We start from the raw sequence: 18412 nt of genomic DNA, 5'->3' as shown, positions 1-18412 counted from the left end.
GCGTCACGCACGGCGTCCACGGCACTCGTCCCACGGCTCCTTCGGCACTCCCGGACGGCACGGCCCCGCCCGCTGCCCGCACCCTGGCCAGGTACATGCCCCTTACATCCACCATTTCCGTCATGCGGACCGTGCCCCGCACCCCCTAGGCTGCGCCCCATGCTGCCCAGCGTGGACACGAACGACGAGTTGGAAGATGTCGTCAGTGACGAGGCGCTGCTGCGACCGGCTGCCCAGGATCTCTGTGGTCAACTCGGTCTCGCAGGTGCGCGAATCGTGCGATTTCCCGAGGGCTCGCTGCCGGTGTACGCCGTCGGCGACTCCCTCGTCCTCAAGCTCTATCCGGGTTTCGAAGCCGCGGAAGCCGTCCGCGAAGCCCGCCTGCTGTCGATCCTGTGGGGCAAGCTGCCCATCCCCACACCGAGGCTGCACTCCGCCGAGCAGTACAAGAACGGCTGGCGCTATGTGCTGATGTCCCGGCTGCCGGGCGAGGACCTCAGCGAGGTCTGGCCCCGGATCCCCCGGCCCGACCAGGAACGCATCGTCGCCGAGGCCGCCGAGGGCCTCGCCGCCCTGCACGCCCTGGACGCAACCCCGGTCATCCCCCTCACCGGGCCGCCGGACTGGGGCAGGTTCGTCGCCGCACAGCGCGTCGCGGCGGTCGAGCAACAGCAGCAGGGCGGTCTCACGGGCCCCTGGCTGGAACAGATCCCGGACTTCCTCCGCTCGGTCCCGCTGCCCGTCCCGCGCCGCCCGGTCCTGCTGCACACCGAGTTCATGCGCGAGCACCTCACGGTCGACCCGAGCGACGGCTGGCGCCTCACCGGCCTCTTCGACTTCGAGCCGGCCATGGTCGGCGACCCCGCCTACGACTTCGTCAGCGTCGGCCTCTTCCTCACCCGGGCCGACCCCACCCTCCTCAAACTCTTCTACGAGGCCTACGGCCACCCCCCGTTCGACCCCCGCGAACTCATGGCCTACACCCTTCTTCACGTCTACAGCGACCTGAACTGGTACCTACGCAGCCTCCCGACCCCACCCAGCCAGAACTTCGAGTCCCTGGCGGAGACATGGTTCGGAACGGGGGGATGACCGCGCCCCGCAGGGGCGCGGGGAACTGCGCGACCAGCCCCCACTCCCCCCGCACCCGACAACGAACCCCTACCGCTTACGCCCCACCGCCGCATACACATTGATGTCCTCGTCGGTCACATCATTGATGTCCCGATACCGCACCTTCTCGATGTCGTCCATCCCGGCCAACACATGCGGCTCGACCACCGGCGGCACCGGCGCACCACCCGAGAACCGCCAGTGGTGCGCCGGCACCACCCCGGGCTCGTCCACCACGAGCCCGCTCTGCTCGAAGAAGCGCGCGACCTCGTCCCTGGACCGCAGCACGAAGGTGAACCCCCGCTTGGTGTAGGTCTCCTGCACCGCGCGGATCTTCGCCGGATTGAGGTCCTCGGTCAGATGGCTGAGGACCAGCCGGCTCCCGGCGGGCAGCGCCTCCACCAGCTCCCGTACGACGGGGTAGGCCTCGTCGTCCTCCACGAAGTGCAGGATCGCCACCAGGCACAGCGCGATCGGCCGGTCGAAGTCGAGCGTCTTCGCGGCGGCTTCGAGGATCCGCTCCGGCGCCTTGAAGTCGGCGTCGACGTAGTCCGTGGCACCCTCGGGCCCGCTGGTGAGCAACGCGCGCGCGTGGGCGAGCACCACCGGGTCGTTGTCGACGTACACGACCCGTGAGTCGGGGACGATCCGCTGGGCGATCTGGTGGACGTTCTCGGCGGTCGGCAGCCCGGTGCCGATGTCGAGGAACTGGTGGATTCCCTCGTCCTCGGCGAGCGTGGTCACCGCGCGGCGCATGAAGTCCCGGTTGTGCCGGACGTCGAGATAGCCGCGCGGATTGGCCGCGAGCGCCGCGCCGGCCGCCTCCCGGTCCACGGGGTAGTTGTCCTTGCCGCCGAGGAAGACGTCGTAGACCCGTGCCGGGTGCGCCTTGGTGGTGTCGATCCTCTTCCGCAGTTCGGCGGGGTCCTGGCTGAGCGCGTCACCGGCCATAAAGCCTCTCCCTGGAGAGTCGCATCATTGAATGAACAACAACCTAACGCCCAGAGGGAGTTGATGGTGCCTCGGCGAGAACTCCGTACCGCGGCACCCGAAGTAACGGCAGGACCCGCAGGACCGACAGGACCGACAGGACCGAGGGGACCGTCAGGACCGGCCCGACCGACTACCCCTCGCCGCCGTCCCCCAGCGTCGTCCCCTCCGGGACCCACTTCGGCCCGCCGAGCGGATACTCGTACGCCGGACGCCCGTTGTTGCCACTGGTACGGAACGGCCGGCCGTCGTCGTTCACGATCAGCGTGCCGCCGCGATCGCCGCTGCTCCACTCCAGTTCCAGGTACCAACTGACGTAGTACGCCGAGGCGTCGGCGGTGATGTAGTAGACCTCCGGGTCGGACTCGCTGACGGAGTAGGGGAAGTCACGGCTGCCCGCCTTGGGCTGCACATCGGGGCGCGCGGCGTCGAGGGCGATGGTGAACGACCGGGTCGGGACACCGGCCCCGCAGCCGACCCCCGGGTACCCCATGGCGTAGTCGTTCCAGGCGAGCGGCGCCTGCCTGCCGGCCATGCGGACCTTGAGGCTCCGTACGACCACGGTCTCCTCCCCGGTGCCCTGCAAGGTGAGCGTCAGGAACTGCTTGCCCGACGACACGGCCCCCTCCGACGCCACCCAGCCCGCCGCGTCCTGCTCGGGCGGCGGGGGCGCGACCTCAGTCCGCGGCCGGTCGACCAGATACCGCTGGGAGCAGGGGCTCTCCCAGGTGTACGGGGACACCTTGACGGTCAGCGGCACCGGACGGGACGCGTCCGCACCGCCCCCGCCCGCCCCGCCGGGGCCGGTCGAGGTGGCCGAGGCCGAGGCCCCCACCCCCTTCTCGCCCTCGCCCTTGTCGTTGCCCTGCTCGTCACCCTTGCCCGCCGACTCGCTCGCGGAGACGGAGGCCGAGGCATCGGACGGCGACGGGGAGCCCTCGGCCGTCCCCTCCGCCCGGTCACCACCGGCGGACGCGGCCCCGGACGTACGCCCGGCCCCGTCCTCCGTCCCCCCGGACGGCAGACTCACGGCGAGCGTCACCGCGCCGAGTACGGCGGCCACGGCCACCCCGGCGACCAGCGCGACCCGCGTACGCCGCCGAGCGGGCACCCGCTCCCCCGCCCTACCGGAAGCCCCGCCCCCGATCACCGGCTCCGACTCCGACTCCGCCTGCGTCTCCGGAGCCGCGCTCTCCCCGGCCTCCGCGACCGAGCCCTCCTCCGGCATCCCGGCAGTGGCGCCCCCCTTGTCCGCGCTCCCCTTCCGCCGCCGCACCGCGTCCGCGAGCACCCACGTCCGGTGGAGCTCGACCAACTCCTCCGGGGTCGCCCCGCAGAGCCGGGCCAGCCGCTCGACGGGGGCGTAGTCCGTCGGTACGGCGTCCCCGTTGCAGTACCGGTGAAGCGTCGACGTACTCATATGGAGCCGCTTGGCGAGCACCCCGTAACTCAGCCCGGAGCGCTCCTTCAACTCCCGCAGCAGCTCGGCGAAATCGGCCCCCGGACCGTTCGCGGTACCGCTCCCCGACACGTCTTCCTCCGTCCCCTCAAGTCCCGCACGTCCCGTTCCGCGTTCCAGGGCAGGGATGTTCCCGCAGGTCAAAGCGGGTGTGGGCGTTCCAGCGTCCCTGATCGTCCCTCTGCTGTGGCGGCCGGGACGGATCACCCCACAAGCTTGGGTCATCCAAGCACGCCGCTCCCGGCAGACCGGTCGAGCGGCACGGCTTCGACCACTTGTTCTCAGCCTTCTCCACCGGCTTTGTCCGAAAGGGATTACTCATGCGCACGTTCCGTACCGCCCGCACCGCCCGCCCGGCCCGGCTGCTCGCGGCGACCGGAGTCGCCCTGGCCGCCCTCGCCCTCACCGCGTGCGCCAACGGGACGGGCACACGGGACGAGGGCGCGGCGGCGGGCAGCAGCACGACGACCGGCACCACCACGACGACCGGCGGCGGCGGCACCAGCGGCAGCACCGGTGGCGGGAGCACGACCGACCAGTCCTCCTCGAAGACGAGCGGTGGCGGCACGGGCGGCGGAACCGGCACCGGCACCGGCACCGGAACCGGCGGGGACGCCAACAAGACCTCCCCGAACGGCGGGACCAAGGACACCTCCGACCCCTGGGACCCCGCCAACCGCGTCACCTGCAAGGGCTCCAACACCACCGTCACCACGCAGTCGGTGTCCCGCCCGATCAACCACCTGCTGATCACCGTCAAGAACACCGGTTCGAAGTACTGCGACCTCTACTACAACCCCACGGTCCGCTTCGGCGAGGCGCAGTCGGCGCCGCGGGTGATCGAGGAGTCCCAGCCGCAGGCCGTGGTCACCCTGGCCCCCGGCGAGTCCGGCTACGCGGGTGTCCTGCTCTCCGCCGCCGACGGCAGCGGCGGCAAGGGCACCACGGAGCAGAAGGTCGTCGTCCACTTCCAGAACAGGCAGGGCGACGACACCGGCTCTCCCGCGTCCCCCGCCCTCCCGGCCAAGGGCGTCTACGTCGACAACTCCGTGGCCGTCACCTACTGGCAGTCGACCGCGGCGGACGCCCTCCAGTACTGAACCGGAACGTACTGAGCCGGACCGTACTGAACCGGAACGTACTGAACCGGAACGAGGACGTGCCGAGGGCCCCGGGGCACACACCCCGGGGCCCTCGGCACGGCATCATGCGGACCTCAGCGCAGCAGGCGGGCCGCCTCGACGGCCCAGTACGTGAGGATGTTCTGCGCGCCCGCCCGCTTGATCCCGGTCAGCGTCTCCAGGATGGCCCGCTCCCGGTCGATCCACCCCTTCTCGGCGGCGGCCTCGACCATCGAGTACTCCCCGGAGATCTGGTACGCGGCGACCGGCACGTCCACGGCGTCCGCGACCCGCGCGAGCACGTCCAGGTAGGGCCCGGCGGGCTTGACCATCACCATGTCGGCGCCCTCCTCCAGATCGAGGGCCAGCTCCCGCAGCGACTCCCGCACATTGGCGGGGTCCTGCTGGTACGTCTTCCGGTCCCCCTTCAGGGACGAGGCGACCGCCTCCCGGAAGGGCCCGTAGAAGGCGGACGCGTACTTGGCGGTGTACGCCAGCACGGCGACGTCCTCGCGCCCGATCTGGTCCAGGGCGTCCCGTACGACACCGATCTGGCCGTCCATCATCCCGCTGGGCCCGACCACGTGCGCACCGGCGTCGGCCTGCACCTGGGCCATCTCGGCGTACCGCTCAAGGGTCGCGTCGTTGTCGACGCGACCCTGATCGTCGAGCACCCCGCAATGCCCGTGATCGGTGGTCTCGTCGAGGCACAGATCGGACATCACGAGCAGTTCGTCGCCCACCTCGGCCCGCACATCCCGAAGGGCGACCTGAAGAATCCCGTCCGGATCGGTCCCCGGCGTCCCGAGCGCGTCCTTCTTCTCGTCCTCCGGCACCCCGAACAGCATGATCCCGGAGACCCCGGCCTCCACGGCCTCCACGGCGGCCTTCCTCAGACTGTCCCGGGTGTGCTGCACGACCCCCGGCATCGCCGCGATGGGCACCGGCGCGCTCACACCCTCCCGCACGAACGCGGGCAGAATGAAGTCGGCCGGATGCAGCCGCGTCTCGGCCACCATCCGCCGCATCACAGGCGTCGTACGAAGCCGGCGGGGCCGCGTACCGGGAAACGATCCGTACTTCGACATACACCTACGCTACGCCCGAGCCACGGCCCCCTTTGCCAACACCCCGTCGGCCATGGCCCCTCACCCACCTACTACCACTGACCACGGCTGACCACAGCTGACCACTACTGGCCATTGCCGACCACTGCTGAACCTTGCTCCGCCCAGGCCCCCCGGACAGCTTGTCGGCGCCCCGGCCCCCGCGCAGGGAGTCGTCGCCGGCGCCCCCGCGACACACGTAGGCACAGCCGCTGATCGTGTCGGCTCCGTCCCGGACGGTGACGTTGTGGATGGGCGAGTCGTCCGAGCCGAGCGGCGCCTCGACCGCGCACCGCACGACGGTCCGGTCCTTCGCCGAGGGATACCCGCACTCGTCCCACTCGGCGGCCCGCGCACGCGGCGCGGCCGACAACCCACCCCCCCAGAGCGAGTGCAGCGGCAACGCCGGCGCCCATCGCCCTCAACACGAACGTACGCATACGGAAGTAGTCCTCAGCTGCCCAAGTCCCCAGAGTCGCTTCGGTCACCCACCCAGACAGCACACCCGGCCCCGGGGCCGTACCCCCTCCCCCACCACCCCCGCCGGTCATCCAGGGGTGAGCTTTGGCCAGAAGTGCATGGGATCGCGATCGCAATTTTGGTACAAATGTTTGGTACAAATGATCGACAACGTATGCGCGAGGGCGTCCACGGGGGTAGACGTGAGCGAGGACAGGCCCGTTGTCTCGGCCGAGATACCGGAGTTCACGGGGAATCTGGAGCAACTGGAGACGGACGCCGGGGACATCGCGTTCGACGCGATGGCGGTCGGGGCAGCGGGTCTGCTGATCGACGCCAACTTCCAGCTGCTGGAACCTTTCTACAAGGCACCCGAGGCCGACCAGCTCTTCGCGACGACCGCCCCGGTAGCGGCGGCGGGCCAGGACCTGCAGACCGAACTGAACACCGTCTCCCGGGCCTTGCTCGACTACGCGGCCGAGATACGGCCCCTGGTCGACCGGCTCGACACGCTCCGCGCGGAGGCGGCGGCGTTCGAACGGCGCGTCGCGGACGACGAGGACTGGGTCGCGGACGGCGACCTCATCGAGGAGAACACAGCCCGCCGCAGCGCGGTGAACGCCGCCTGGACCGCCTTCCAGGCCGCCGAATCGGCCTGCCACAACAAGATCGTCGCACTGGTCGGCGGCGACCCGCTCGTCGTCAACGACGGCTCGAACAAAGACAACATGTACGGCTACCGCGCCGAGGACCTCGACGCGGCCGGCGGGCTGCCGTGGGGCGACCCGGTCGAGGAGTCCAACCCCTGGTACTACCTCCACGAACACGCCTGGGACTTCACGGTCGGCTTCGTCGTCGACGGCGTATGGGGCACCATCAAGGGCCTCGGCACCCTGGTCGGCTTCAACGGCTGGGACGCGGCCGGCCAGGCCTGGGTGGGCCTCGGCAAACTCGCGACCGGCATCCTCATCACCGCCGTCCCCGTCGTCGGCGCCGCCTACTGGCTGGCCCCCGACGACAAACTCCCCTCCTGGCTCCGCGACTCCCGCACCGCCGTCGTGGAAACCGGCAAGGCACTCATCGCCTACGACGAGTGGGGCAAGAACCCCTCCCGGGCGGCGGGGGCAGTGACGTTCAACGTCCTCACCACCATCTTCACCGGCGGCGCGGGCGGAGCGGTCGCGGCGACGGGCAAAGCCGGTGCGATCGCGAAGGCCCTCTCCTTCGCGGGCAAGGCGGGACGCATCGTCGACCCGATGACATACATCGCCAAGGGCATCGGCGGGACCGCCGTCAAGATCAGCGACGTCATGGCAAGCCTGCGCGGCATCACCGACGGCACCCACATCCGCCTCGGCGAGGGCACCTACCGCATAGCCGACGCACCCAGCCTCGCCGACGACCTCCCCACCGGCCTCACCCCCGACAACACCGTCCGCATGACCACCCCCGAGGGCGAGGTCGTCTACCTCGACACCAAGACCCTGATCATGCACAACGCCGACGGCACGGTCCGCGAGCCCCTCGACACCATCCGCCACGAGCCGACGGCCGAACAGCGGGCGGGGGAGACCGGGGCGCCCAGGGCTACTGGTGAGCGAGAGCTCGTGGGGGCCGGGGCCGGGGCCGGGACGCGGGTGGGGGACACCACGGCGGTGGGGGGCCGCGGGGGTGACAACCTCGGCGGATCCGGGGGCCGTACCGGCGGCGAGAGTCCGCCACCCGGGCACCGGGGCGACTCGGGTGGTTCTGAGAGGCCCGGTGGCGGAAGTACTGATGACTTCGGTCGCACCGGTGACGACGTGCCGGGTGCGGAGGGTCGGGCCGGGGAGGAGGCTGCCGGGGTCGGACACGCGGCGGACGGCGGGGCCGGGGCCGCGGACGAGGGTCCGCAGCCGCCGAAGCGGACCCCGGAAGAAGCGAAGAAGATCGTCGAGGAGCAGATCAGGAAGGCGAACGAACCCGACAAAGCCTGGTTCGACAAGTACTACCGCTCGGACGGCCACCGTTGGAGCACCAAGGCGACCGACGAGAACGGCGACCCGCTGCCCGTCCTGGCCAAGGACGAGCACGGCAACTGGATCGCAAAGGACTCCCTGCCGACCAGGACGGGCGCGACGGGTCGGCTCGACCCAGGCACCTTCGATCGTAAGTCGGTCCGGACCGAGCAGATCAATCACCTTGATGACGCTGCGATGGACCGGAAGGTGTCCAAGGACCTCACCAACGCGGAGCGTGCGTACGAGGCTGATCCCTCCGCCGAGAACCTGGCGAAGCTCAACAAAGCGCAGAAGGCGTTTGACCTGCAGCTCCCGGGGCGGCCCAACAACAGCTCGATTGCCGAGGCGCTCGGCGAGCAGGCCGCCATGCGGCATGTCATTCCGCAGAGATTCCCGGACGCCCAGTGGATCGACCTGCCGAAGACACCGAACGGCGCCAACATGTTCGATCAGCTCTATCGGCTCGACGACGGCACGCTCGTGATCGCGGAGGCGAAGGCGCCCCAGGCCAACCCGATGTGGCGCAAGGGCGCCGGAGAGGCCGAAGGCTGGATGGTGCAGCAGGGAACGCGGCCCTACATCGAGACGATCCTTTTCCAGATGGAGAAAAACTTCAAGCTCGAGGCGACGGACGGCACGGGCAACCGGGTGCTGGACGCCGAGGGGAAGCCGGTGACCAACGGCGACCTCGCTGAGCTGATATCCGACGCCCTGGAGAACGGCAAGCTGAAGTACGTCATGGTGAAGGCCGCCGAGAATCCGGGCACCTACGCTGGTGCGAAGCTGGAGCACTTCAATATTGACTGAATTGACCAATAGGAAGAGAGAACCCGTGGTCACGCGCATTCCTCGCCATGACAACCCGCCAAGTCTCGCTGCCCATGTCAACACGGCAGCCGGCCTCGAAGCGTTGGCGGGGTCCGTGGCGCGGGTGCTGGAGCGCCTCGAACAGTCGGACATGTCCCGGCGGCGTGCACTGGACACGGCACTGACCTATGCCATGGCCCGATGCGAGGTGGACCCGGGCGCCGAGGAGTTCGAGACCTGGGAGGCCTGGGTCACCGCGATGCAACTGGGCCACGCGCGGTTCGCTCTGGCCACCCGGCCCGAGGGACATACCCTGACCTGCCGGATCAAGGAGAAGGAGCGGAACCTTCCGACAACCGGGCCCCGGCCCAATGTGAACGCCGACAGCTGGGTCAAGGCCTTCTACCTCGCGCTGATCTGCCGCGAGAACGAGCGACTGGGCGGGCTGGCGCAGGTTCCCGTCTCGCTGCTGCGTGAATCGGGGGCGACGTTCGACGAGTACATCTACGCGTGGGTGGAGACCCTCCAACGCTTCTGGCTGGGCCAGGACGGTGTGGGCGATCCGCTGGTCGCCGCAGTCGACGGCACCGGGCCCGACTCGGCGCGTTGGGCGGATCAGGACTACATGTCCTCCATCCTTTATCCGCCGATCATGCTCTTCTACCGCTACCTGCGTGAGGACCACGAGAAGTTCAACGAGGCGTTGGCCGACGCGCTCCGCTGGCACAAGGAGTACTGGACCGCCGACGACGACCGGGCCATCAACAGCGACAGTCTCGTCGCTTTCGGCACGCTTGCCATCGCCTGCCTCGCCCACGACAAGGGTTTTCCCATCGAGGTCGAGTCGGAGTACCTGCCCAAGGCTCTGCTGACTTTCGCCTGGCGCGGCGAGATCGACACCTGAGCCGACCAGCTGACCCCCCGCTCCATCGGTTCGACATGCGTAAGGAGACTCGTCCGTGGCCGTGACTGTTGCCAGGCACGGTGCGCCCGGACCCGAAGGTGAGGCCTTCACACATGGGCTGGCAGAGGATGTCGCCAGGGGCGTCGCAAGGCTTGAGCGTTCGGTCGGAATGATCGACTTCACGTTCGGTACATTGCCCCTTCACCTTCAGGCACGCTGCGTGATCGATCCACAGGCCGCGGCGGTGGAGACCTGGGAGGCGGCTGTCTCCGCGATGCAGCTCGGCTCGGCGATGTTCGCCGTGACGGCGGCGACGGAAGGCCTGGTCGAATGCCGGATCGATCACGAGGTGCGGCATATCCCGGCGGCCGGACCGCAGGCGTACGCCGACGCGGGCAACTGGCTGACGGCGTTCTGGTCGGCCGTCGTCTGTCGCGAGCAGAAGCGGATGACTCAGCTGTGCGAGATTCCGCTCGACCGCCTGCGCTCTCCCGACGGGGCGTACGACGAGTATGTCTATTGCTGGGTCGACACTCTGCAGACGTACTGGCTACGGCGTCCGGGGCTGGTGGAGAAGTTGATCGCCACGCTCGAAGCCTCACACCCCGAAGCCATCTCGGTCGCTCCCCGGGATCTGGTGCAGCTCGTTCTCTATCCGCCGATCAACCTCCTCCACCGTTTCGTGCGACAGGACGAGGAAGGCTTCAACGAGGCCTTGGTGGAGGCCGTCGAACTACACAAGGAGTAATGGACGACAGATGAGGACCGCACCGATCGCACCGAGGGCTTTCTGGCCCTCGGCCCCCTCACCCTGGCCTGCCTCGCCCACGACGGCGGAATCCCCATCGACGTCGAGTCGGAATACCTTCCCAAGTTACTGCTGCAGCGGGGCTGGTTGGGGGAGTTCCCCACCTGAGGCGTTGTCGGCGGTAACGGCCGACAGCACCCTGATGTGCCACGCTCTACGGAACCCAAGCCCCCGGACGGGAATGGATCTCGTACGGGCAAGGGGACCCTTCCGACAACGCACCGCACCCACCCCCACCGCACCCACCCCCAACGCCAAGAGCGGTGGCCCCGCAGGACCACCGCTCCCGACGACAACCCTCGACATCCCTCAGGTCGTCACATCCCTCAGGTCGTCACAACCCTCAGGTCGTAGTCCGCCGCCTCCGCGCCCCCGGCCGTCGCTCGCTCGGTCGGGTGACGGGATCTCCCGCCTCCACGGCCGCGGCGCGCCGTCGCAGTCCGAACTCCGCCAGCGCCTCGGCCAGCTTGTGCACGGACGGCTCGGGGGCCATCACGTCCACGCGGAGCCCGTGCTCCTCGGCCGTCTTGGCCGTGGCGGGACCGATACAGGCGATCACGGTCACGTTGTGCGGCTTCCCGGCGATACCCACCAGGTTCCGCACGGTGGAGGACGAGGTGAAGAGAACGGCGTCGAACCCGCCCCCCTTGATCGCCTCCCGCGTCTCCGCCGGCGGCGGCGACGCCCGCACGGTCCGGTAGGCCGTGACGTCGTCGACCTCCCAGCCCAGCTCGATCAGCCCGGCGACCAGCGTCTCCGTGGCGATGTCGGCCCGCGGCAGGAACACCCGGTCGATCGGGTCGAAGACCGGGTCGTACGGCGGCCAGTCCTCCAGCAGCCCGGCGGCCGACTGCTCGCCGCTCGGCACCAGGTCCGGCTTCACACCGAACGCGATCAGCGCCCGAGCGGTCTGCTCGCCCACCGCCGCGACCTTGATCCCCGCGAAGGCGCGGGCATCGAGGCCGTACTCCTCGAACTTCTCCCGGACCGCCTTGACCGCGTTCACCGAGGTGAAGGCGATCCACTCGTAGCGGCCCGTCACGAGCCCCTTGACCGCCCGCTCCATCTGCTGCGGCGTCCGCGGCGGCTCCACCGCGATCGTCGGCACCTCGTGCGGTACGGCCCCGTACGAGCACAGTTGGTCGGAGAGCGACGCCGCCTGTTCCTTGGTGCGCGGCACGAGGACGCGCCACCCGAAGAGCGGCTTGTTCTCGAACCACGACAGCTGGTCGCGCTGGGCGGCGGCGGAACGCTCACCGACCACGGCTATCACCGGCCGGCCACCCTCGGGCGAGGGCAGCACCTTGGCCTGCTTCAGCGTCTGCGCGATCGTGCCGAGCGTCGCGGTCCAGGTCCGCTGCCGGGTCGTCGTACCGGCGACGGTCACGGTCATGGGTGTGTCCGGCTTGCGGCCGGAGGCGACCAGTTCGCCCGCCGCAGCGGCCACGGTCTCCAGCGTCGCCGAGACGACGACGGTCCCGTCGGACGCCCCGACCTCGGCCCAGCAGCGGTCGGACGCCGTGCGCGCGTCGACGAACCGTACGTCCGCGCCCTGCGCGTCCCGCAGCGGCACACCGGCGTACGCGGGCACGCCCACGGCCGCCGCCACACCGGGCACGACCTCGAAGGGCACCCCCGCGGCGGCGCACGCCAGCATCTCCTCGGTGGCGTAAGTGTCCAGGCCAGGGTCCCCGGACACCGCACGGACGACCCGCTTGCCGCCCCTCGCGGCCTCCATGACAAGATGTGCCGCATCCCGCACAGCGGGTGCACCAGCGGTTGTTGACGCGCCGTCAACAACCGTCAGCTGAGGCGTGCCTGTGCCCGAAAACGTATCCGCTGAAGTAGCCGCGGAAGAGGCAGAGGCAAGGGAAGCAGTCGGGGACGCCACGGTCGACGCAGTGGTCGACGCCGTCGGCGGGCTCGAATCGGTGTCCAGTAGGGCGACGCCGGCGCGGGCGTGCGTACGCACCACGTCGAGCACATCGTGCTCGGCGATGAGAACGTCCGCGTTCGCCAGCGCCTCGACGGCGCGCAATGTCAGCAGTCCCGGATCCCCGGGTCCGGCACCGAGGAAGGTGACGTGACCGTGGTCCGGACCGGCGGGAAGGGTGGTGGGGCTCAATGTGCTCGCTCCCCCATCAGACCGGCCGCGCCCTTAGCGAGCATCTCGGCGGCGAGTTCACGGCCGAGCGCCATTGCTTGGTCGTACGTCTCGGGCACGGGACCGGTGGTGGACAGCTGCACCAGCGTCGAGCCGTCGGTCGTGCCGACGACGCCGCGCAGGCGCATCTCCTTGACAATCTGCCCGTCGGCCAGAAGGTCGGCGAACGCACCCACAGGTGCGCTGCAACCGGCCTCCAGGGCGGCGAGCAGGGACCGCTCGGCGGTCACGGCGGCCCGAGTGCACGGGTCGTCGAGCCGGGCGAGCGAGGCGATCAGGTCCACCTTGTCGGCGGCGCATTCGATCGCCAGTGCCCCCTGGCCGGGGGCGGGCAAAACGGTGTCGACCGAAAGGAAATCGGTCACTTCATCACTACGTCCGATCCGGTTCAGTCCGGCGGCGGCCAGAACGACGGCGTCCAGCTCACCCTTCCGTACATATCCGATCCGGGTGTCTACGTTCCCGCGGATCGGCACCGTCTCGATCGTGAGCCCATGACCGCGCGCGTACGCGTTCAGCTGGGCCATCCGGCGCGGCGAACCGGTACCGACCCGGGCGCCCTCGGGCAGCCGCTCGAAGGTCAGTCCGTCCCGGGCGACCAGCACGTCCCGCGCGTCCTCGCGCACCGGTACGGCGGCCAGCGCCAGGCCGTCCGGGTGCGCGGTCGGCAGGTCCTTGAGCGAGTGCACCGCGAAGTCGACCTCGCCGCGCAGCAGCGCCTCGCGCAGCGCGGTGACGAACACGCCCGTGCCGCCGATCTGCGCCAGCTGCTCGCGGGAGACATCGCCGTACGTCGTGATCTCCACGAGTTCCACGGGCCGCCCGGTCAGCCGGCGGACCTGCTCCGCCACCTGCCCGGACTGGGCCATGGCGAGTCTGCTTCGCCTGGTCCCGAGCCTCAGGGCCCTGTCCGCCCTGTCCTGCGGGTCACTCATGATCGCCCTCGGTTCTCGGCGTTCGCCACGAAGTTCCTGTCGCCGCTCACGGACTCGGCGTCCATGTCGCCGCTCGCGGGTCGGTCGCGGTCCTCGGCCCGGGACACGGCGGCGACCGTCTCCTGGTCCAGGTCGAACAGGGTCCGCAGCGCGTCCGCGTACCCGGCGCCGCCGGGCTCGGCCGCGAGCTGCTTGACCCGTACGGTCGGCGCGTGCAGCAGCTTGTCGACGACGCGCCGCACGGTCTGGGTGATCTCGCCGCGGTGCTTGTCGTCGAGGCCCGGCAGTCGGCCCTCCAGGCGGGCGATCTCGCTCGCGACGACATCGGCGGCCATGGCGCGCAGCGCCACGACGGTGGGGGTGATGTGCGCGGCCCGCTGAGCGGCACCGAAGGCCGCCACCTCGTCCGAAACGATCCTCCGCACCATGTCGACGTCGGCGGCCATGGGCGCGTCGGCGGAGACCTCGGCGAGCGACTCGATGTCGACCAGCCGCACCCCGGCCAGCCGGTGCGCGGCGGCGTCGATGTCCCGGGGCATCGCCAGGTCCAGCAGCGCCAGCACCGGCGCGGGCCGGGGCACCTCGGCGACGGGTTCGGGCCGGCGCAGATCGGTGACGCGCCCGGTGACGGCGACGGTCGCGACGAGCGCGGCGATCAGCTCGGCGTCGGCGGCGGCCGTACGCGCGGTCTCACGCTCCGGCGCGCGCGAAGCCTCACGCAACCCCTCACGCTCCGGCGTACGACGACCCGTACGCCGGTCCACGGTCGCGTTGTCGACCCAGGCCGCGTGCTGCTCCAGCGTGGCCGCGTCCATCCCGGCGACCGCGGCCTCCCCGAGCACGGAGAAGCCGCCGCCCTGCACGGCGGGGAGGTCGAGGGGGCAGTCGTCGTCGCTGCCGATGGAGGTGGACGGCAGGACCGGCCGTACGTCCGTACGCGCCTCGGTGTCCGCCGCGAGGGCCACGTGAGCCGCGGGAGCCGTGGGGAGCGCGCCCTCGGGCACCCGTCCCTCGACCGCCGCCGCGACCGTCTCGGCGGTCAGGACCAGGCCCGTGGCGCCCGTACAGGAGACGGCGAGATCGGCACGTGTCAGCTCGGCCGGCACCGATTCCATCGGTACCACGCGGGCCAGCACGTCCGTTTCGCCCTGCTCCATCAGACTTTGTCCATACTGCTCTTCGAGCAGGTGGGCCAGCCGTTCGGCCCGGTCGGGCGTCCGGTTGGCGATCACGATCTCGCGTACGCCCGCGCGCGCGAGGGTCGCCGCGGCCAGCGAGGACATCGACCCGGCGCCGATCACGACGGCCCGCTTGCCCCGGGCCCAGTCCGTCACATCCTCACCGGCGGTGAACTGCTCCAGCCCGAAGGTCACCAGCGACTGCCCGGCCCGGTCGATCCCGGTCTCCGAGTGCGCCCGCTTGCCGACCCGCAGACTCTGCTGGAACAGGTCGTTCAACAGCCGCCCGGCGGTGTGCAGTTCCTGCGCGCGGGCCAGCGCGTCCTTGATCTGCCCGAGGATCTGCCCCTCGCCGACGACCATCGAGTCCAGCCCGCAGGCCACCGAGAACAGATGGTGGACGGCCCGGTCCTCGTAGTGCACGTACAGATAGGGGGTGATCTCGTCGAGCCCCACCCCGCTGTGCTGCGCGAGCAGCGTGGACAGCTCGGCGACGCCCGCGTGGAACTTGTCCACGTCCGCGTACAGCTCGATGCGGTTGCAGGTGGCGAGGACGGCGGCCTCGGCGGTCGGCTCGGCGGCGACCGTGTCCTGAAGCAACTTGATCTGCGCGTCCAGGGAGAGCGCGGCCCGCTCCAGCACGCTCACCGGAGCGCTGCGGTGGCTCAGTCCGACGACCAGAAGACTCATGCCGGCATCACGGCGGGGACATCCCCGTCGGGCCCTTTCCCGGACTCCTCGGGAGCCGGCGGTACGGCACCGGCCTCGGCCGCGGCCTCCTCGCCGGCCTTGCGCTGCTCGTGGAAGGCGAGGATCTGCAGCTCGATCGAGAGGTCCACCTTGCGGACGTCGACGCCGTCCGGCACGGTCAGCACGGTCGGCGCGAAGTTCAGGATCGAGGTGACCCCGGCGGCTACCAGCCGGTCGCACACGGGCTGGGCGGCACCGGCGGGAGTGGCGATCACCCCGATGGACACGCCGTTCTCCTCGATGATCTTTTCCAGCTCGTCCGAGTGCTGGACCGGAATACCCGCGACGGGCTTCCCGGCCATAGCCGGATCGGCGTCTATCAACGCGGCCACCCGGAATCCACGGGAGGCGAATCCACCGTAATTGGCCAGCGCGGCGCCGAGATTGCCGATTCCGACGATCACGACCGGCCAGTCCTGGGTGAGCCCCAGCTCACGCGAGATCTGGTAGACGAGATACTCGACGTCGTACCCCACACCCCGTGTTCCGTACGAGCCCAGGTAGGAGAAGTCCTTGCGCAGCTTCGCGGAGTTGACCCCCGCGGCGGCGGCCAGTTCCTCGGATGAAACGGTGGGTACCGAACGCTCGGACAGCGCGGTCAGGGCACGGAGGTACAGCGGAAGCCTGGCGACGGTGGCCTCGGGAATCCCTCGGCTACGGGTCGCCGGTCGGTGAGTTCGGCCAGTTGCCACGGTGCTCCTGCGGGTAGAGCGGGGCTGCGGGCGGTCATGCGTCCCCAGACCGCCCCGTCGACAGCAGGCTATGTCTTTGTGAACGCGTGCACAAAGATGGTGTCCGATTTGCCCGGCCAACGTGACCGGGGTCACGCACACACGACGCACATGTACGGAACCGGCACACGCGTGCCTTCGTTCCGCATCTGACGCCTTGCACAACGGGGGCAAAACCGCACACTCTCCTCACGAATCCCGCCCCCGAGACCAACCAGCCCATCGATCCTAAGCGACTTTTGGGACCACTTGGACTGGCCGGTCAGGTCACAACTCGGGTGACCACGACCCACCACTACGAGAGCGCTTTGCGAAGACGCTCCTCGTTCACCCGCCAGAACGTGTGCTGAGCGCCGTCCACCAGGACCACCGGAATCTGCTCCCAGTACCGCCGGTGCAGTTCCGCGTCCTCGGTGATGTCCTTCTTCTCCCAGGGAACGCCCAGCTCACCGCAGACCTTCCCGATCACCGCCTCCGCGTCGTCGCACAGATGGCACCCGGGTTTTCCGATCAGTGTGACGAGCCGCTCACCGGAATTCTTCGGCGTCCGCCGGAACATGGCACTCATGTCGGCCATTGTCGCTCCGCACCGGATCTCCACACCTCTTCCTCACCATGAAGCACACGACCTGCCCTTTTCCCCACCGGTTCGCCCCTCTTCGGCATCCGGACACGCCGCCCACATCGCTTCTTTAACGACACGGTCGCGGAGAGTTCACAGCCCGCAAACCTCTCGACTCCGGAACCACCGAACAGACTGGCTATGCTCACGACATGGCCGCTCTCGGATGGCTCACTCCCCGTAGGCGCTCCGCCACGGCGCGGAGCGTTTTGGCAGGCGAGGCCTCTGCGGAGGCAGCGCGCAAGTCCTCCCAGGAGTTGGAGGACATCTCCCCCGCGCCCGACACCGCCGCCCAGGAACCGGAATTCCCGGTCCTCGGCGACGACAGGGCCGCCGCGTTCTTCGATCTCGACAACACCGTCATGCAGGGCGCCTCGCTCTTCCACTTCGGCCGGGGCCTGTACAAGCGGAAGTTCTTCGAGACCCGCGACCTCGCCCGATTCGCCTGGCAGCAGGCCTGGTTCAGGCTGGCGGGGTCCGAGGACCCCGAGCACATGCAGGACGCCCAGAACTCCGCGCTCTCCATCGTCCAGGGCCATCGCGTCGCCGAACTGACGATCATCGGCGAGGAGATCTACGACGAGTACATGGCCGAGCGCATCTGGCCGGGCACCCGCGCCCTGGCCCAGGCCCACCTCGACGCCGGGCAGAAGGTCTGGCTGGTCACGGCCGCGCCCGTGGAGATCGCCCAGGTGATCGCCCGCCGCCTCGGCCTGACCGGCGCGCTCGGCACGGTCGCCGAGTCCGTCGACGGCGTCTACACCGGCAGGCTGGTCGGCGAGCCGCTGCACGGCCCCGCGAAGGCCGAGGCCGTCCGCGCCCTGGCCGCCGCCGAGGATCTCGACCTCTCCCGCTGCGCCGCGTACAGCGACTCCCACAACGACATCCCGATGCTGTCGCTGGTGGGCCATCCGTACGCCATCAACCCCGACAGCAAACTCCGCAGGCACGCCCGCGACATGGACTGGCGACTGCGCGACTACCGCACCGCCCGCAAGGCCGCGAAGGTCGGTCTGCCCGCCGCGGCGGGCGTCGGCGCGGTGGCCGGCGGCACGGCCGCCGCGATCGCGTTGCACCGTCGCCGCCGCTGAACGGCTGATCGTTTCTCGAACGCCGGAGGGGCCGGGTTTCCCGGCCCCTCCGGCGTTCCCGCGTCCGGCCCGCCACCCGGCATTCCAGCCGTCCTACCCCCACTCCACCCCTCTCAGTCCCGCCCTCCGCACCCGACCACAACACGCCCCGCACCCAGGCGGAAGACGAACCGG

The 18412-nt window shown here is 70.0% G+C and carries 14 protein-coding genes and 1 pseudogene; 6 read left to right on the top strand and 9 right to left on the bottom strand.

Annotated elements, in window-relative coordinates; genetic code table 11:
* Positions 1-159: 159 nt before the first annotated feature.
* A complete protein-coding gene (locus tag F9278_RS29485) occupies positions 160-1092 on the top strand; it encodes a phosphotransferase family protein (RefSeq protein ID WP_152171023.1) in 933 nt (310 codons plus the stop codon).
* 69 nt (positions 1093-1161) lie between these two features.
* Here F9278_RS29485 and F9278_RS29480 read toward each other — a convergent pair whose 3' ends face one another.
* Positions 1162-2064, bottom strand: a complete 903-nt coding sequence (locus tag F9278_RS29480) for an SAM-dependent methyltransferase (protein ID WP_152171022.1) — start codon at positions 2062-2064, stop codon at positions 1162-1164.
* A gap of 172 nt (positions 2065-2236) precedes the next feature.
* The gene (locus tag F9278_RS29475; RefSeq protein WP_226967014.1) at positions 2237-3634 is read right to left on the bottom strand and encodes a helix-turn-helix domain-containing protein; all 1398 of its coding nucleotides are present in this window, start codon (positions 3632-3634) and stop codon (positions 2237-2239) included.
* A 248-nt stretch (positions 3635-3882) separates the two neighbouring features.
* Here F9278_RS29475 and F9278_RS29470 point away from each other — a divergent pair, with 248 nt between their 5' ends.
* Entirely contained in the window at positions 3883-4662 is a 780-nt protein-coding gene (locus F9278_RS29470) for a DUF4232 domain-containing protein (protein ID WP_152171020.1), read from the top strand.
* Positions 4663-4778: 116 nt separating this feature from the next.
* Here F9278_RS29470 and hemB read toward each other — a convergent pair whose 3' ends face one another.
* Together hemB and F9278_RS48845 are read right to left on the bottom strand one after the other, a co-directional pair.
* Entirely contained in the window at positions 4779-5771 is a 993-nt protein-coding gene (gene hemB / locus F9278_RS29465) for a porphobilinogen synthase (protein ID WP_152171019.1), read from the bottom strand.
* A 4-nt stretch (positions 5772-5775) separates the two neighbouring features.
* Positions 5776-5988: a hypothetical protein gene (locus F9278_RS48845; protein WP_226967342.1), complete on the bottom strand. Its 213-nt coding sequence runs from the start codon at positions 5986-5988 to the stop codon at positions 5776-5778.
* Between the two features lie 463 nt (positions 5989-6451).
* Between F9278_RS48845 and F9278_RS29460 the strand changes: the two genes are divergently transcribed.
* From F9278_RS29460 to F9278_RS29450, 3 genes and pseudogenes are all read left to right on the top strand, one after another.
* Positions 6452-9055, top strand: coding sequence for a hypothetical protein (locus F9278_RS29460; protein ID WP_152171018.1), 2604 nt, complete (start codon positions 6452-6454; stop codon positions 9053-9055).
* A gap of 25 nt (positions 9056-9080) precedes the next feature.
* Complete coding sequence (locus F9278_RS29455; RefSeq protein WP_226967013.1) at positions 9081-9959, top strand: immunity 49 family protein; 879 nt, start codon at positions 9081-9083, stop codon at positions 9957-9959.
* A gap of 169 nt (positions 9960-10128) precedes the next feature.
* Positions 10129-10875, top strand: a pseudogene (locus F9278_RS29450) (immunity 49 family protein).
* 235 nt (positions 10876-11110) lie between these two features.
* Here the strand turns inward: F9278_RS29450 and F9278_RS29445 are convergent.
* The 5 genes from F9278_RS29445 to F9278_RS29425 form a co-directional block, all read right to left on the bottom strand.
* Positions 11111-12892 carry a bifunctional uroporphyrinogen-III C-methyltransferase/uroporphyrinogen-III synthase gene (locus F9278_RS29445; protein WP_152171017.1) on the bottom strand — a complete coding sequence of 594 codons (1782 nt, stop codon included), beginning with the start codon at positions 12890-12892 and terminating at the stop codon, positions 11111-11113.
* Positions 12889-13866 (bottom strand): hydroxymethylbilane synthase, encoded by a 978-nt coding sequence (gene hemC / locus F9278_RS29440; RefSeq protein ID WP_152171016.1) that lies wholly within the window; start codon positions 13864-13866, stop codon positions 12889-12891. Before hemC ends, F9278_RS29445 begins: the two co-directional genes overlap by 4 nt.
* A complete protein-coding gene (locus F9278_RS29435; protein ID WP_226967012.1) occupies positions 13863-15734 on the bottom strand; it encodes a glutamyl-tRNA reductase in 1872 nt (623 codons plus the stop codon). The genes hemC and F9278_RS29435 overlap by 4 nt, the downstream gene beginning before the upstream one ends.
* Positions 15731-16486, bottom strand: coding sequence for a redox-sensing transcriptional repressor Rex (locus F9278_RS29430; protein WP_152171015.1), 756 nt, complete (start codon positions 16484-16486; stop codon positions 15731-15733). Before F9278_RS29430 ends, F9278_RS29435 begins: the two co-directional genes overlap by 4 nt.
* 334 nt (positions 16487-16820) lie before the next feature.
* Entirely contained in the window at positions 16821-17102 is a 282-nt protein-coding gene (locus F9278_RS29425) for a glutaredoxin family protein (protein WP_152171014.1), read from the bottom strand.
* A 197-nt stretch (positions 17103-17299) separates the two neighbouring features.
* On the opposite strand from F9278_RS29425, the gene F9278_RS29420 reads away from it, so the two are divergent.
* The gene (locus F9278_RS29420) at positions 17300-18238 is read left to right on the top strand and encodes an HAD family hydrolase (RefSeq protein WP_152171013.1); all 939 of its coding nucleotides are present in this window, start codon (positions 17300-17302) and stop codon (positions 18236-18238) included.
* Positions 18239-18412 lie beyond the last annotated feature (174 nt).

It is taken from the genome of Streptomyces phaeolivaceus (assembly GCF_009184865.1).
GTDB lineage: Bacteria > Actinomycetota > Actinomycetes > Streptomycetales > Streptomycetaceae > Streptomyces > Streptomyces phaeolivaceus.
This window is presented reverse-complemented; position numbering and strand designations above follow the sequence as displayed.

Coding starts and splice junctions, on each gene's coding strand:
- F9278_RS29425 (WP_152171014.1), bottom strand. CDS start 17,102: ATGGCCGACATGAGTGCCATGTTCCGGCGGACGCCGAAGAATTCCGGT.
- F9278_RS29485 (WP_152171023.1), top strand. CDS start 160: ATGCTGCCCAGCGTGGACACGAACGACGAGTTGGAAGATGTCGTCAGT.
- F9278_RS29435 (WP_226967012.1), bottom strand. CDS start 15,734: ATGAGTCTTCTGGTCGTCGGACTGAGCCACCGCAGCGCTCCGGTGAGC.
- F9278_RS29420 (WP_152171013.1), top strand. CDS start 17,300: ATGGCCGCTCTCGGATGGCTCACTCCCCGTAGGCGCTCCGCCACGGCG.
- hemC (WP_152171016.1), bottom strand. CDS start 13,866: ATGAGTGACCCGCAGGACAGGGCGGACAGGGCCCTGAGGCTCGGGACC.
- hemB (WP_152171019.1), bottom strand. CDS start 5,771: ATGTCGAAGTACGGATCGTTTCCCGGTACGCGGCCCCGCCGGCTTCGT.
- F9278_RS29480 (WP_152171022.1), bottom strand. CDS start 2,064: ATGGCCGGTGACGCGCTCAGCCAGGACCCCGCCGAACTGCGGAAGAGG.
- F9278_RS29470 (WP_152171020.1), top strand. CDS start 3,883: ATGCGCACGTTCCGTACCGCCCGCACCGCCCGCCCGGCCCGGCTGCTC.